The organism is Leifsonia sp. ZF2019, from assembly GCF_019924635.1.
In the GTDB taxonomy this organism is placed as follows: Bacteria; Actinomycetota; Actinomycetes; order Actinomycetales; family Microbacteriaceae; genus Leifsonia.
The window spans coordinates 3826020-3838454 of the sequence record NZ_CP065037.1; the positions used below are offsets into that span (position 1 = coordinate 3826020).

The 12435-nt window shown below is 69.9% G+C and carries 10 protein-coding genes and 1 pseudogene; 3 read left to right on the forward strand and 8 right to left on the reverse strand.

Features of this window, described 5'->3' with window-relative positions:
* Window positions 1-432: 432 nt before the first annotated feature.
* A pseudogene (locus tag IT072_RS18700) lies at window positions 433-1357 on the reverse strand (IS5 family transposase).
* A 187-nt stretch (window positions 1358-1544) separates the two neighbouring features.
* Window positions 1545-3698 carry an ATP-dependent Clp protease ATP-binding subunit gene (locus IT072_RS18705; protein WP_223358339.1) on the reverse strand — a complete coding sequence of 718 codons (2154 nt, stop codon included), beginning with the start codon at window positions 3696-3698 and terminating at the stop codon, window positions 1545-1547.
* 120 nt (window positions 3699-3818) lie between these two features.
* On the opposite strand from IT072_RS18705, the gene IT072_RS18710 reads away from it, so the two are divergent.
* The gene (locus IT072_RS18710) at window positions 3819-5015 is read left to right on the forward strand and encodes an AAA family ATPase (RefSeq protein ID WP_223358340.1); all 1197 of its coding nucleotides are present in this window, start codon (window positions 3819-3821) and stop codon (window positions 5013-5015) included.
* A 79-nt stretch (window positions 5016-5094) separates the two neighbouring features.
* On the opposite strand, the gene IT072_RS18715 is transcribed toward IT072_RS18710, so the two are convergent.
* Window positions 5095-5589: a hypothetical protein gene (locus IT072_RS18715; RefSeq protein WP_223358341.1), complete on the reverse strand. Its 495-nt coding sequence runs from the start codon at window positions 5587-5589 to the stop codon at window positions 5095-5097.
* 147 nt (window positions 5590-5736) lie between these two features.
* Between IT072_RS18715 and IT072_RS18720 the strand changes: the two genes are divergently transcribed.
* Complete coding sequence (locus IT072_RS18720; protein ID WP_223358342.1) at window positions 5737-6093, forward strand: hypothetical protein; 357 nt, start codon at window positions 5737-5739, stop codon at window positions 6091-6093.
* A gap of 60 nt (window positions 6094-6153) precedes the next feature.
* On the opposite strand, the gene ppk2 is transcribed toward IT072_RS18720, so the two are convergent.
* Window positions 6154-7062: a polyphosphate kinase 2 gene (gene ppk2 / locus IT072_RS18725; protein WP_223358343.1), complete on the reverse strand. Its 909-nt coding sequence runs from the start codon at window positions 7060-7062 to the stop codon at window positions 6154-6156.
* A gap of 117 nt (window positions 7063-7179) precedes the next feature.
* Window positions 7180-7626 carry a MarR family winged helix-turn-helix transcriptional regulator gene (locus IT072_RS18730; RefSeq protein ID WP_223358344.1) on the reverse strand — a complete coding sequence of 149 codons (447 nt, stop codon included), beginning with the start codon at window positions 7624-7626 and terminating at the stop codon, window positions 7180-7182.
* A gap of 78 nt (window positions 7627-7704) precedes the next feature.
* On the opposite strand from IT072_RS18730, the gene IT072_RS18735 reads away from it, so the two are divergent.
* Window positions 7705-8637 carry a quinone oxidoreductase family protein gene (locus tag IT072_RS18735; protein ID WP_223358345.1) on the forward strand — a complete coding sequence of 311 codons (933 nt, stop codon included), beginning with the start codon at window positions 7705-7707 and terminating at the stop codon, window positions 8635-8637.
* Between the two features lie 94 nt (window positions 8638-8731).
* On the opposite strand, the gene IT072_RS18740 is transcribed toward IT072_RS18735, so the two are convergent.
* The 3 genes from IT072_RS18740 to IT072_RS18750 all read right to left on the reverse strand — a co-directional run bounded on the left by IT072_RS18740 (window position 8732) and on the right by IT072_RS18750 (window position 12388).
* Entirely contained in the window at window positions 8732-9346 is a 615-nt protein-coding gene (locus tag IT072_RS18740; protein WP_223358346.1) for a GNAT family N-acetyltransferase, read from the reverse strand.
* Between the two features lie 226 nt (window positions 9347-9572).
* Complete coding sequence (locus tag IT072_RS18745; protein WP_223358347.1) at window positions 9573-10706, reverse strand: class I SAM-dependent methyltransferase; 1134 nt, start codon at window positions 10704-10706, stop codon at window positions 9573-9575.
* Window positions 10707-11005: 299 nt separating this feature from the next.
* Window positions 11006-12388, reverse strand: coding sequence for an APC family permease (locus IT072_RS18750; RefSeq protein ID WP_223358348.1), 1383 nt, complete (start codon window positions 12386-12388; stop codon window positions 11006-11008).
* Window positions 12389-12435 lie beyond the last annotated feature (47 nt).

Sequence of the window (12435 nt, forward strand, 5' to 3'; positions counted from 1 at the left end):
AACAGTCACCGCGCCCCGAACTGTCGAGCACAGGGACAACCTAGAGGCAACCGAATCTGCGAGAAAAGTAGGATTCTCTGAGAGAACACACAGGAACACCGCCCCAAAATGGGGCTAATACCAAGCGCAACGAATCGGATCTGCGGGCGCTCACAGTTTCAGCTCCGAGGGTGCCCCCATCATCTCTGATCAGCCGCGGATAACGGCGACTACGTCAGCTTGTCATCCACGACAGGACCAAGCGTGCGCGGCCGCTCGAGCATCATCATGTGCGGTAGCCCACGCCGGAACATCCGACCCGTCGGTGGATCGCTCGCCGCCGATCAAGCGCGCCGGGATCGCGTCGAAGACTCGGCGAAGCCGGTGGTCGGGGCGGTCGTCTTCGGCCTCTTCCACCATCGCCCGGGCGGACTCCCCTACGACGGGCCACGGCTAGGGCGTGTCTTCTAACCGTTTGAGCCAGAGTGTGATTGCGCGGAGGACGACTGCTCCCCGGTAGGTGACGGCGAGGTTGTCGTAGCGGGTGGCGAGGCCTCGCCATTGCTTGGTGTCGCAGAAGCCGCGTTCGATGACGTTCCGTCCTCGGTAGTTGATCGCGTCGAATCGGGGTGGTCTGCCGCCCGCGCTGCCGCGGTTGAGGCGGTGTCGCTTCTGATCGTCGGGTTCGGGGATGACTGCCGCGATACCGCGTCGGCGGAGGTGGGAGCGGATTGCGCGTGATGAATACGCTTTGTCGCCGCGGACGGCGTCGGGCCGGGTGCGAGCTCGACCCATTCGATCTACTCGGAGCTGTCCCATCAAGGCGTCAAACATCGGCGAATCACCGGACTGGCCCGGCGTGAGGAGCACGACAAGCGGGAGTCCGTTGCCATCGACGAGTTGGTGGATCTTCGTCGACAGGCCGCCACGCGAGCGGCCGATCGCGTGGTCAGCGGGTTCCTGACGAAGATTCTTGTGATTCGATCGTGCCCCCTGGGGTGTTGGTGGGGCGGCGGCCCGCGGGCTCCTCGACACGGGCGAAGGTGGTCGCATGCTGGTGGGCTCGGTTGATCGTGGAATCCACGCTCACCGTCCAATCCAGCACCCCGGCCGCGTCGGCCTCAGTCAACAGCGCAGCATGCACCCGGTCCCAGGTGCCGTCGTGACTGAATCGGTTGTGACGCTTCCAGACCGTCTGCCAGGGACCGAACTCCGCCGGCAGATCCCGCCACGGAATCCCGGTCCGATACCGCCAAATGATGGCCTCGACCACCAAACGATGATCACCGAACGGGCGACCGCCCTTCGGCGACGGGGCCGGCATCAACGACGCGATCCGCTCCCACTGAGAATCCGACAACACCCGAGACCGCGACACAACGCCCAGCCTGCACCACGACCACAACAACGGTTAGGAGACACGCCCTAGTAGATCGACGACGATCGGGTGCGCCACGAGGTGGATCGCCTCGCCGCTGCCGGGATCCTCCCACGACCACGAAGAAAGGGGGCGCACGGCATGCCGCCGTGCGCCCCCCTGCGTCGCTGCGCGCGGTCGCCGCGGCCTACTCCCGCACGGCCTCGACCGTCAGCCGGTCGCCCTCGGGCGCGAGGTCGACGCGCACCAGGTCGCCGTCGCGGATCTCGCCCGCGAGCAGCGCGGTCGCGAGCCGGTCGTCGATCTCCCGCTGCATCAGCCGGCGCAATGGGCGCGCCCCGTAGATCGGGTCGTAGCCCCGCTCGGCCAGCCAGGACCGGGCGTCCGGCGTGACCGCCAGCTCGAGCCGGCGCTCCGACAGCCGCGCGGCCAGGCGATCGATGTTGAGCTCGACGATCTCGCCCAGCTCGTCCTTGCCGAGCGCGGAGAACACCACGATGTCGTCGAGACGGTTCACGAACTCCGGCTTGAACGCCTGCCGCACCTGCTGCAGCACGGCCTCCTCACGCTCCATCTCGTTCAGCGTGGGGTCCACGAGGTACTGGCTGCCGAGGTTGGAGGTCAGGATGAGGATCGTGTTGCGGAAGTCGACCGTGCGGCCCTGACCGTCCGTCAGGCGCCCGTCGTCGAGCACCTGCAGGAGGATGTCGAACACCTCCGGGTGCGCCTTCTCGACCTCGTCGAGGAGGATGACCGAGTACGGACGGCGACGCACCGCCTCCGTCAGCTGGCCGCCCTGCTCGTAACCGACGTAGCCGGGAGGAGCGCCGACCAGCCGCGAGACGGCGAACTTCTCGCCGTACTCGCTCATGTCGATGCGGATCATCGCCTTCTCGTCGTCGAACAGGAAGGCGGCGAGCGCCTTCGCGAGCTCCGTCTTGCCGACACCGGTCGGGCCGAGGAAGAGGAACGATCCGGTGGGACGATCGGGGTCGGAGATGCCCGCGCGCGTGCGGCGCACCGCATCGGCGACCGCGCGCACCGCCTTCTTCTGTCCGATCAGGCGACGGCCGAGCTCCGCCTCCAGGTGGAGCAGCTTCTCGGTCTCCCCCTGGGTCAGCCGGTCCACGGGGATGCCCGTCCACGCCGCCACCACGGCGGCGATGTCGTCGGCCGTGACCTGCTCGTTCACCATGCGCGGGTGATCGTGCTCGGCCTGCTCGGCCTCCGCCAGCTCGCGCTCGATGTTCGGGATGGTCTCGTACTCGATGCGCGAGGCCTCCTGATACCGGCCGTCGCGCAGGGCGACGTCACGGCTCGTCTTGGCCTCGTCCAGCTGTGAGCGCAGTGCGCCCACCCGGTTGAGCGCGGCCTTCTCGGCGCGCCACCGGCTCTGCAGCTCCTCGAGTTCGTCCTCCTGCGCCCGCAGGCGCTCCTGGAGGGCGGCGAGGCGCTCCTTGCTGGCGTCGTCCTTCTCCTTCTTGAGGGCGAACTCCTCGAGCTTCATCCGCTCGACGACGCGCTGGAGGGTGTCGATCTCCACGGGAGCGGAGTCGATCTCCATCTTGAGCCGGGAGGCCGCCTCGTCGATCAGGTCGATCGCCTTGTCGGGCAGTTGCCGGGCGGTGATGTAGCGGTTGGAGAGCGAGGCCGCGGCGACGAGGGCGGAGTCCTCGATGGTGACGCCGTGGTGGGCCTCGTACCGGCCCTTGAGGCCGCGCAGGATGGCGACCGTGTCCTCCACGCTCGGCTCGCCCACGTAGACCTGCTGGAACCGGCGCTCGAGCGCGGCGTCCTTCTCGATGAACTCCCGGTACTCGTCGAGCGTCGTGGCGCCGATGAGCCGCAGCTCGCCACGGGCCAACATCGGCTTCAGCATGTTGGAGGCGGCGACGGAACCCTCTCCGCCGCCCGCACCCATGAGGATGTGGAGCTCGTCGACGAAGGTGATGATCTCGCCCTCGGCGTCGTTGATCTCCTTGAGCACGGCCTTCAGCCGCTCCTCGAACTGGCCCCGGTACATCGCACCGGCCACGAGGGCGGAGAGGTCGAGCGAGACCAGTTGCTTGCCCTTGAGCGAGTCGGCCACGTCGCCCGCGACGATGCGCTGCGCGAGCCCCTCGACCACGGCCGTCTTGCCGACGCCGGGCTCGCCGATGAGCACGGGGTTGTTCTTGGTGCGCCGGGTCAGCACCTGGCTGACGCGACGGATCTCGGCATCCCGCCCGATGACCGGGTCGAGCTTGCCGCTCTTGGCGATCTCCGTGAGGTTGACGCCGTACTGTTCCAGCGCGCTCTTGGCCTCCTCCTGCGAGGAGGGCGCACCCTGCATGTTCGCCATTCCGTGTCCTTTCGAGAGGTGGCAAAGTTGAGTCTACTAGGCTCAACTTTGAAAGGCGAGGGGGTATTCCGGGTCGGAACGGAATCCGGCGCTATCGGTGGCCCTCCGTAGCATGGGGGCGTGATCACCACCGTCGCCGTCTCCGGCTACCGCTCGCTGCGCGATCTCGTCCTGCCGCTCGGGAGGCTGACCGTGGTCACAGGGGCCAACGGCGCCGGCAAGTCGTCGCTCTACCGTTCGCTGCGGCTCCTCGCCGGGTGCGGGAAGGATGAGGTCGTCGTCGCGATCGCCCGCGAAGGCGGTCTCGATTCCACCTTGTGGGCGGGGCCCGAACAGATCGGACGCGCGGTGCGAGACGGGCGCGCGCCGGTGCAGGGCACGGTGCGGCGCGGACCTGTGGCCCTGAGGCTCGGGGTGCAGCTCGACGACGACGGGGACGGCCTGGGCTACGCGCTGGATCTCGGATTACCGCAGATCACGAAGTCGGCCTTCGCACGGGATCCCGAGCTCAAGGCGGAGACGCTCTGGACCGGAGGTGCACCCCGACCGTCCACCATCGCGGCCGAACGCCGCGGCGGCCACGTGCGCGTGCGCGATGACGACGGCGGGTGGACCGAGCTCGGCCGCACGCTACGGCCGTTCGAGAGCCTGCTGACGGAGGTGATCGATCCGGTCCGCGCACCCGAGGTGCTCAGGATGCGGGAGCAGCTGCGCTCCTGGCGGTTCTACGACCACTTCCGCACCGACGCGAGCGCTCCGTCGCGTCTCCCGCAACTCGGCACCCGGACTCCCGTGCTCTCCGCCGACGGCCTCGATGTCGCCGCGGCGGTACAGACCCTGCGCGAGCTGGGCCGCGGCGACGCGTTCGATGCGGCGATCGACGATGCGTTCCCGGGCAGCCGCGTGGAGGTGGCGGTCGACGGTTCGCAGTTCTCCCTCAGGGTCCGCCAGCCCGGACTCCTGAGACCACTCGCCGGCCCCGAGCTGTCCGACGGCACCCTCCGCTATCTGCTCTGGGCGACCGCGCTGCTGAGCCCACGGCCTCCCCGGCTCCTGGTCGTCAACGAGCCGGAGACCAGCCTGCATCCGGACCTGCTCCCCGCACTCGGCGCACTCCTCGTCGCCGCCGCGGCGGACGCACAGACCGTCGTGGTGACGCATTCGCAGGAGCTGCGCGCGGCGATCGAACGGGCCGCCCAACGGGGCCCCGCGGAGACTCTGCGCTACGTCGAACTCGAGAAGCGGCTCGGCGAGACCGTCGTCGTCGGCCAGGAAGGGCTGCTCGACCGACCGTCGTGGCACTGGCCGAGCCGCTGACGACGGCGCCCCGGTCGCCGCGGTCTCCCGCAGCGCCGGGGCGCTCGACGTTCCGGCCGGGCCGGTGCGGATCAGTGGGTCAGGAGGCGCAGACCTTGCCGACCTCGGTGAAGGACTCGGTGATGGCGGTGGCCTTCTCGCCGACCTTGCTGGCATCGACGGAGGCCGGGTTCTGGACGGCGTCGTGCAGGAAGGTGGCGTAATCGTCGATGGCCGCCGCGGCCTTGTCGACCGACGCCTTGACCTCCGGGTTGCCGACCTGGTCCTTGATGGACGTCATGGTCTCGTTCATCTGGTCGAAGAGGGCGAGGGCCTTCTGCGGGTCGGACATGGCCGCACTGGCCTCGCTCTGCATGGACTGGAGCTTCTGCAGGCCGGCCCGGACGGCGGTGCAGGCATCGGCCTTCGACTGGTCGGCCGACACCTTCGCCTCGGCCGAGGGCTTCGACGTCGAGGATGCGGACGTCGAAGCGGTGTCGTTCGACGCTCCGGCCGAACAGCCGGTGACGGCACCGGCGACGGCGACGACGGTGACGGCCGCGAGCGTGAGACGGGTGGTGAGAGTTCGCTTCATGATTCCCCTAGTTGACGCGGCACGGGCTGCCGCATGTTTCCCCCTGCGGTTGAAGAGGCCGTGGGTCACCATAGCAAATCCACAGGAACAGGCGGGGTGCACGACTCCGTCCACCCCGGCCGGCGCGCGCTGTGTACCCTGACGGTGATGATCGATCCGATGGACCTCCACATCGTGCTGATGGACAGCGCGTCGGCGGCGGCGCTCGCCCAGATCCTGCCGCTGCTCCTGCTCACGCTCATGGTCGAGTTCCGGCGCGTGGAGGTGCACCATCGCGGCCGCGTGCGGGTCACGCGCCTGCTCCTCGGGATCTTCTTCCTGGTGTTCGGCGTGATCGAGACGGTGCTCGTGCTGTCGATCGACGGGACCTTCATCCCCTTCCAGTGGAGCGACCTCGCCGCCGCCCTCGTGATCTTCGGGCTGCTCGCTCTGCTGTTCTGGCTGTCGATGCTGGACACGCCGCGCCGCCGGTCCACCCACGCGGACGACGAGGACGTCGACTAGCGCGACGACGCGGCCGACCGCTCCCTCGCCGCCCGCCTGCCCGCCAGCCCGCTGCCCTCCCTATTCGTCCGCGTCGAGCCGCTTGCCGCGCATGACGATCAGCGGGTCGGGACGGCGCACCACCGACGGATCCTTGCCGTCGTAGTCGAACTGGCTCAGGAAGTAGCGCATCGCGTTCACGCGGGCGCGCTTCTTGTCGTTGGAGCGGACGATCGTCCAGGGGGCGTGACGCTTGTCGGTACGGCGGAACATCTCCTCCTTCGCCGCCGTGTACTCGTCCCAGCGGTCGAGGGAGGCGATGTCCATCGGCGAGAGCTTCCACCGGCGCACCGGGTCGAGCTGGCGCATGGCGAAGCGCGTGCGCTGCTCGGTGCGCGAGACGGAGAACCAGAACTTCGTGAGATGGATGCCCGAGTCGATGAGCATCTTCTCGAAGGCCGGGGCCTGCGCCATGAACGTCTCGTACTCGTCGTCGGTGCAGAACCCCATGACGCGCTCCACGTTTGCGCGGTTGTACCAGGAGCGGTCGAACATGACGATCTCTCCGGCGGTCGGGAGGTGCTGCACATAGCGCTGGAAATACCACTGCCCGCGCTCGCGGTCGCTCGGCTTCGACAGCGCGACCACCCGGGACGTACGCGGGTTGAGATGCTCTGTGAACCGCTTGATCGTGCCGCCCTTGCCTGCGGCGTCACGGCCCTCGAACACGATGACCGCCCGGCGGTCGTTGTCCTCCAGCCAGTACTGGAACTTCAGCAGCTCGACCTGCAGCTGATACTTCTCGATGTCGTACTGCTCGCGGCTCATCCGCTCGGAATAGGGATACCCCTCCTGCCAGGTGTAGACCGGGTTGCCCTCCGGGTCGATCAGCTCGGGGTCGGGGGTGTGCCCGCCCTGCACGGTGTATCCGGTGGCGCGCAGATGCTCGATGTACTCGCGCAGATCGGTCGCGGGCGTGTCGTCGGCCATCGTTCCTCCTGGTCGCCGGCGGTCGTCGGTGAACCGGAGTGTACGCGGGGAAGATGTACGGACGGTGGCGCGTGCGAGGCGCGTGAGAGCGGGGCGGGAGCAGGCGCCGGTGCGTGCTCAGCCGCGCAGATCCGCCAGCAGCCGGTCGAGCTCCCGCTGCAGGGCGGTCCTCCCCCGCACGTCGAGCGCCCCGAACAGTGGCTGGAGTGCATCGCGCACCTCGTCGGCTCCGGAGCGGGCCAACACGTGACCGGCGTCCGTCGCCTCCACCTCCACCGCCCGGGCGTCGGCGGCACTCGGCACGCGACGCACCAGACCTCGGCGCTCGGCCCGCTCGATGAGACCGGAGACCGTCGACTTGTCGAGGCCGAGCAGCTGCGCGAGCTGCGCCATCCGCGGGCGGCGGTCGCGCAGCACTCCGAGCATCCGCAGCTGGGTGAGCGACAGGTCGTGCTCGGCGGCGACACGGGTGAGCACACCCATCACGACGAACGAGGTCTGGACCAGCGCATCCACCAGGGGGTCGTCACCGGGTGGGGTGTCGTCGTCGCTTCTCTCGCTCATCCTCCGAGCCTACTTGACAGAAGTTGGTAGTACCAACGATTATGGAATGGTTCGCAATGCAAACCAATTGGAGGAGCCATGCGCGCCGCAGTCGTCACCTCGTTCGATTCCCCGCCCGAGTACGCCGAGTGGCCGGAACCGGCCGCATCGTCCGACGACTCCCTCGTCGTCGACGTGCTCGCCGCCGCCCTGCACCCTCGCGTGCGCTCGCAGGCGGACGGCAGCCACTACACGAGCACGGGGGACCTGCCGTTCGTCCCCGGCATCGACGCCGTCGTACGCGACGCGAGCGGACACCTGCGCTACGCCCTGCTGCACGAGAGCGAGCTCGGCACCTTCGCCGAGCGCACCGTCGTACCGCGCGAGGCGACGGTGCCCCTCCCGGACGACATCGACGTCGCCCGGGTCGCCGCCGCGATGAACCCGGTCATGTCGTCATGGGTGGCGCTCCGCCGCCGGATCGCGTTCCAGCCCGACTCCCGTGTACTCGTCCTCGGCGCGACCGGCAACGCGGGCCGCCTCGCCCTGCAGGTCGCCCGCACGCTCGGTGCGAGCGAGGTCATCGCCGCCGGTCGCGACGCACACCGCACGGCCTCCCTGCTCGGCCACGGAGCGGACACGACCATCGGGTTCGACGAGCTGTCGCGGGCGGCGGACGTGGACGTCGTCCTCGACTACGTCTGGGGCGCCCCGACCGAACGGGCTCTCGTGGATGTCGTCACCGCCCGCTCCGACCGCAGCCGACCGCTCCACTGGGTCGAGATCGGCTCCGTCGCGGGCCCGACCGCGAGCATCCCGTCGGCCGCCTTCCGCGCCGCCCGCCTCGACCTCGTCGGCAGCGGCATCGGATCGGTGTCGGCCGCCGAGTTCGGCGCCGAGCTGCCCGCCATCGCCGAGGCCGTCTCGCGCGGCACCTTCGACGTGGAGGCGCGCCCGGTGCACCTGAGCGACCTCACCGCCGTGTGGGCGGAGGATCCGGGCGCGGCGGGGCGCGTGGTGTTCGTGCCCTGACCGGCGGTCGCCGTGTGCCCTCGGCACTGCGACCGCGGCGCCTCGGGACGAGCGCGGTCGGGCGCCGCGGCGCAGACGTCCCGTGGCGAAGCGCTCACGGAGCGGACGCGCGTCCCGCAATGTCGGCGTTCGTCGAGGCTGCGCGTTCCTCGCGCGCCAGCACCCAGGTCGCCCGGGCCGCGGTCGTGCCGGCGAGGCGGAATCCGAGGCGTCGGGCAAGGCGTGCGGACGGTGCATTGGCGCGGTCGATCACGGCCGTGACGAGCACGGCGCCGAGCCTCCCGAATGCCAGGTCGAGCGCGGCGTCGGCCGCCTCGGTCGCATAGCCGTGGCCGCAACGGTCCGAGCGCTGCAGCCAGCCGATCTCGACGCTGCGCGTCTCTTCCGCGAGCGTCCGCAGATGCAGGGAGACGTCGCCGATCACATGACCGTCCAGCTCCACGGCGAGCGCCAGGAAGTCACCCACCTGGCTGAGGACCGTGTGGTGGCGGCGCGCGCGAAGATGGTCGAGAGCCTGCCGGTCGGTCCGCTGCGGCCAGCCGAGACCGGCGCGCACGCGGTCGTCGGCCTCGATCGCGAGCCAGTCGACGGCATCCGATGCGCCGTATGGGCGCAGGAGCAGCCTGTCGGTACCGAGCACCGGGGCGACCACGGGGTCCTCGAGCGCTGGACCGCGCAGCAGACGAGGGCGGTGCAGTGTCAGAGTCATCTCTCGCCGTCCTCCCCGCCCTCGAGGCGAGGCTACGACGGCGCGGATAGCAATGGGCTGCCAGGGGGAGCGGGTGCAGTGTGAAGGCTCGCAGCCGCGCATAGCCCGCGTGGAGGCGAGCCTCGGGCGGCTCGCCGGGCGGGCGATCCAGGGGGCGCATTCTGCCGCTCTGCGTGGCCGAGAGCGGCAGAATGCGACCCCTGTGTGCGCCGGTGGGCGCGGATGCTCAGGGCGCGCGCGAGGCCGTGACCGTGAACTTCGGGTTGCGGGCGATCTGCCGGGTCGGACCGACGGTGCGCTCGAGAGCGGGACGGTACCCCAGGTGGGAGTTCCACACCGACCACAGCTCGCCGCCGGGTCGGAGCACCCGCGCGGCGTCGGCGAACATCCGGTGCGCGATCCCTGTGTGCACGGCGCCGCCGATGTGGAACGGCGGGTTGAGCACGATGAGATCGGCAGACGCGCTCGGCTGGGAGCCGAGGCCGTCGTCCCGCACCACCGAGACCCGGTCGGCGACGTGGTTGGCGGCGGCGGTCGCCCGCGCGGACGCGACCGCGGCGGCGGACTGGTCCGTCCCGATGACGCTCAGCCCCGGGCGCGCGGTGGCGAGGGCGGAGGCGAGCAGACCGGTGCCGCAGCCGAGATCGATCGCCGTGCGCGCCTCCGGCGCCGCCTGCGGCAGCACGCTCAGCAGGAAGCGGGTGCCGATGTCGACGGACGCGCCGGCGAACGCCGCCCCGTGCGCACACACCCACAGGCCGGACGCGTCGTCGAACGCGCGCTCGGGCCACCGGTCGAGCACGGTCGCGGCGGCGGGATGCGGCTCCGTGGCGGTCAGGACCCGGGCCTTCTGCCGCGCGAGCGACACCTGGACCGCGCCGAAGACCTCGGCGAGCACGCCGTTCATGGCCACGCTCATGTGCTTCAGCATCCCGCCGGCGAACACCTGCACCTCCGGCCGGGCATGCTCGGCGATCAGCGCGGCGATCTCTGCGAGCGCCTCCAGGCTGCGCGGCAGCCGCAGGAGCACCGTCGTCGCGCCGCGCACCAAGGATTCGTCGAGAGGGTGGTGCGTGTAGATGCCGGTGGCGGGGAGGTCGAGGGCGGTTGCCAGCGCGACGGCGTTCTGGTCGAGGGCACGCTCGCCGGTGAGCGGGTCCTGGTGGACACGGATGTCCCGCGCACCGCGCTCCGCCGCCGCCAGGGTGAGGGCGCCGTAGGCGTCGCCGATCACCGCCAGGCCCGGGCGGAGCACCGCGTCTCCCGCCGTGTCGGCCAGCAGCCGGTCGGCCGCATCCGAGGCGAACAGATTGGGCGCCTCCACGTCGGGCCGGCGCCGCAGCTGCTCGTACGGGAACATGCACCCAGTCAAGCAGACGCGCCCGTCACCTCACCCCGCTCCCCTCTCCCACCCGGTGATTCCGGAGATCTGTGCCGCCGGGCGCAGCATCGCCGGAGTTCCGGTGATTTCGACGGTGTGGCGGGCACGGCCTCCGTAGCTCCGGTGTGCTCGGCCGACACGCCGCCGGAATCGCCGTTGGTACGGAGGTTCTGCCGACTCCGGCTCACATCTCCGGAATTGCTGGGTGGGAAGGGGGTGAGGAGGGGTGAGGGGGTGGGAGGGGGTGGGGGGGGTGGGGGACAGGGTGGGGGGCGGGCTCACGCCTCCGCGGGGACGGCGTCCTCCTTCTCGGAGAAGTCCATGACGGGGGGCTTGCGGCGGAAGCCTCGGGTGAGGACCGCGAGGTAGATGACGCCGAGCGCCATCCACGAGAGACCGACGACGAAGGTGGTGGCGGTGAGGGAGGTCCACAGCCAGACCGTGAGCAGGAAGCCGATCGCCGGGAGCAGACCGTAGCGCAGCCACTCGCCCGCCGTCGGCTTCTCGCGGCCGCCCTTCGGGAAGAGGTGGTGGCGGATGACGGAGAGGTTGACCATCGAGAAGGCGGCGAGCGCGCCGAAGGAGATCATGGTCGCCGCCACGTCGAGGGTCAGCACGAGCGAGAGCAGCGACACGATCGACACGGCGACGGCGGCGACCCACGGGGTGCGGAAACGCGAGTGGAGGGTGCCGAAGATCCCGGGCAGGACCTTGTCGCGGCCCATCGAGTAGATGATGCGCGAGACGCTGACCTGCGTGGTCATGCCCGAGCCGAACGCGCCGACGACGTAGACGGCGACGAAGAACGAGGTGAGGAAGGTGCCGCCGACCTTCGCCATGAGGTCCACGCCGGCGGAGTCGACGTTCGCGAAGTCGCGCCAGTCGGGGAAGACCAGGGCGCCGAGCCACGACACGACGATGAAGATCGCGCCGCCGATGAGGGTGGTGAGGAGGATGGCGCGGGGGATGTCGCGCTTCGGGTTCTTGGCCTCCTCCGACAGCGTGGAGACCGCGTCGAAGCCGAGGAACGACAGGGCGAGCACGGCGGCGCCGGAGAAGATCGGACCGAGGCCGCCGGAGCCGGGGAGGAACGGCTCGATGAGGCTCGGGGTGCTCGATGACGGGTTCGTGGCGAGCTCCTTGATCGCGAGCACGGCGAACACGACGACGAGCAGCACGGAGAGGGCCACGATCGCGACGTTCAGCTTGTTGACCAGCGTGATGCCGAGCACGTTGAACAGCAGAACGAGCAGCAGCGACGCGAGCGCGAAGACCCACTGCGGGACCTCCGGGAACTGCGTGTTCAGGTACAGGCCGATGAGCAGGAAGTTGATCATCGGGAGGAACAGGTAGTCGAGCATCAGCGTCCACCCGGTGAGGAAGCCGATGTGGCCGCCGAACGACTGCTGCGTGTAGGTGTACGCGGAGCCGGAGACGGGGAACGCGCGCGCCATCGCCCCGTAGCTCAACGCGGTGAAGAGCATGGCGACGAGGGCGACCACATACGCGGAGGGGAGGTGGTTGTCGGTCGACTCCGTCACGATGCCATACGTCGTGAAGACCGTCACGGGCGCCAGGTAGGTGAGGCCGAACAGGATGAGGGCGGTCGGCCCGAGAGCGCGCTTGAGGCGCGGCTGGGCGGGCAGGTCGGTCGTGGTCATGGTGCTGCCTCTCTGATTCGAGTGGTGCATTCGGGTTCGTGGGGGAA

Bases quoted from the DNA above. Each gene is read 5' to 3' on its own strand.
- IT072_RS18705 (WP_223358339.1), bottom strand. From the start codon at position 3,698: ATGGCGAACATGCAGGGTGCGCCCTCCTCGCAGGAGGAGGCCAAGAGC.
- IT072_RS18715 (WP_223358341.1), bottom strand. From the start codon at position 5,589: ATGAAGCGAACTCTCACCACCCGTCTCACGCTCGCGGCCGTCACCGTC.
- IT072_RS18720 (WP_223358342.1), top strand. From the start codon at position 5,737: ATGATCGATCCGATGGACCTCCACATCGTGCTGATGGACAGCGCGTCG.
- ppk2 (WP_223358343.1), bottom strand. From the start codon at position 7,062: ATGGCCGACGACACGCCCGCGACCGATCTGCGCGAGTACATCGAGCAT.
- IT072_RS18730 (WP_223358344.1), bottom strand. From the start codon at position 7,626: ATGAGCGAGAGAAGCGACGACGACACCCCACCCGGTGACGACCCCCTG.
- IT072_RS18735 (WP_223358345.1), top strand. From the start codon at position 7,705: ATGCGCGCCGCAGTCGTCACCTCGTTCGATTCCCCGCCCGAGTACGCC.
- IT072_RS18740 (WP_223358346.1), bottom strand. From the start codon at position 9,346: ATGACTCTGACACTGCACCGCCCTCGTCTGCTGCGCGGTCCAGCGCTC.
- IT072_RS18745 (WP_223358347.1), bottom strand. From the start codon at position 10,706: ATGTTCCCGTACGAGCAGCTGCGGCGCCGGCCCGACGTGGAGGCGCCC.
- IT072_RS18750 (WP_223358348.1), bottom strand. From the start codon at position 12,388: ATGACCACGACCGACCTGCCCGCCCAGCCGCGCCTCAAGCGCGCTCTC.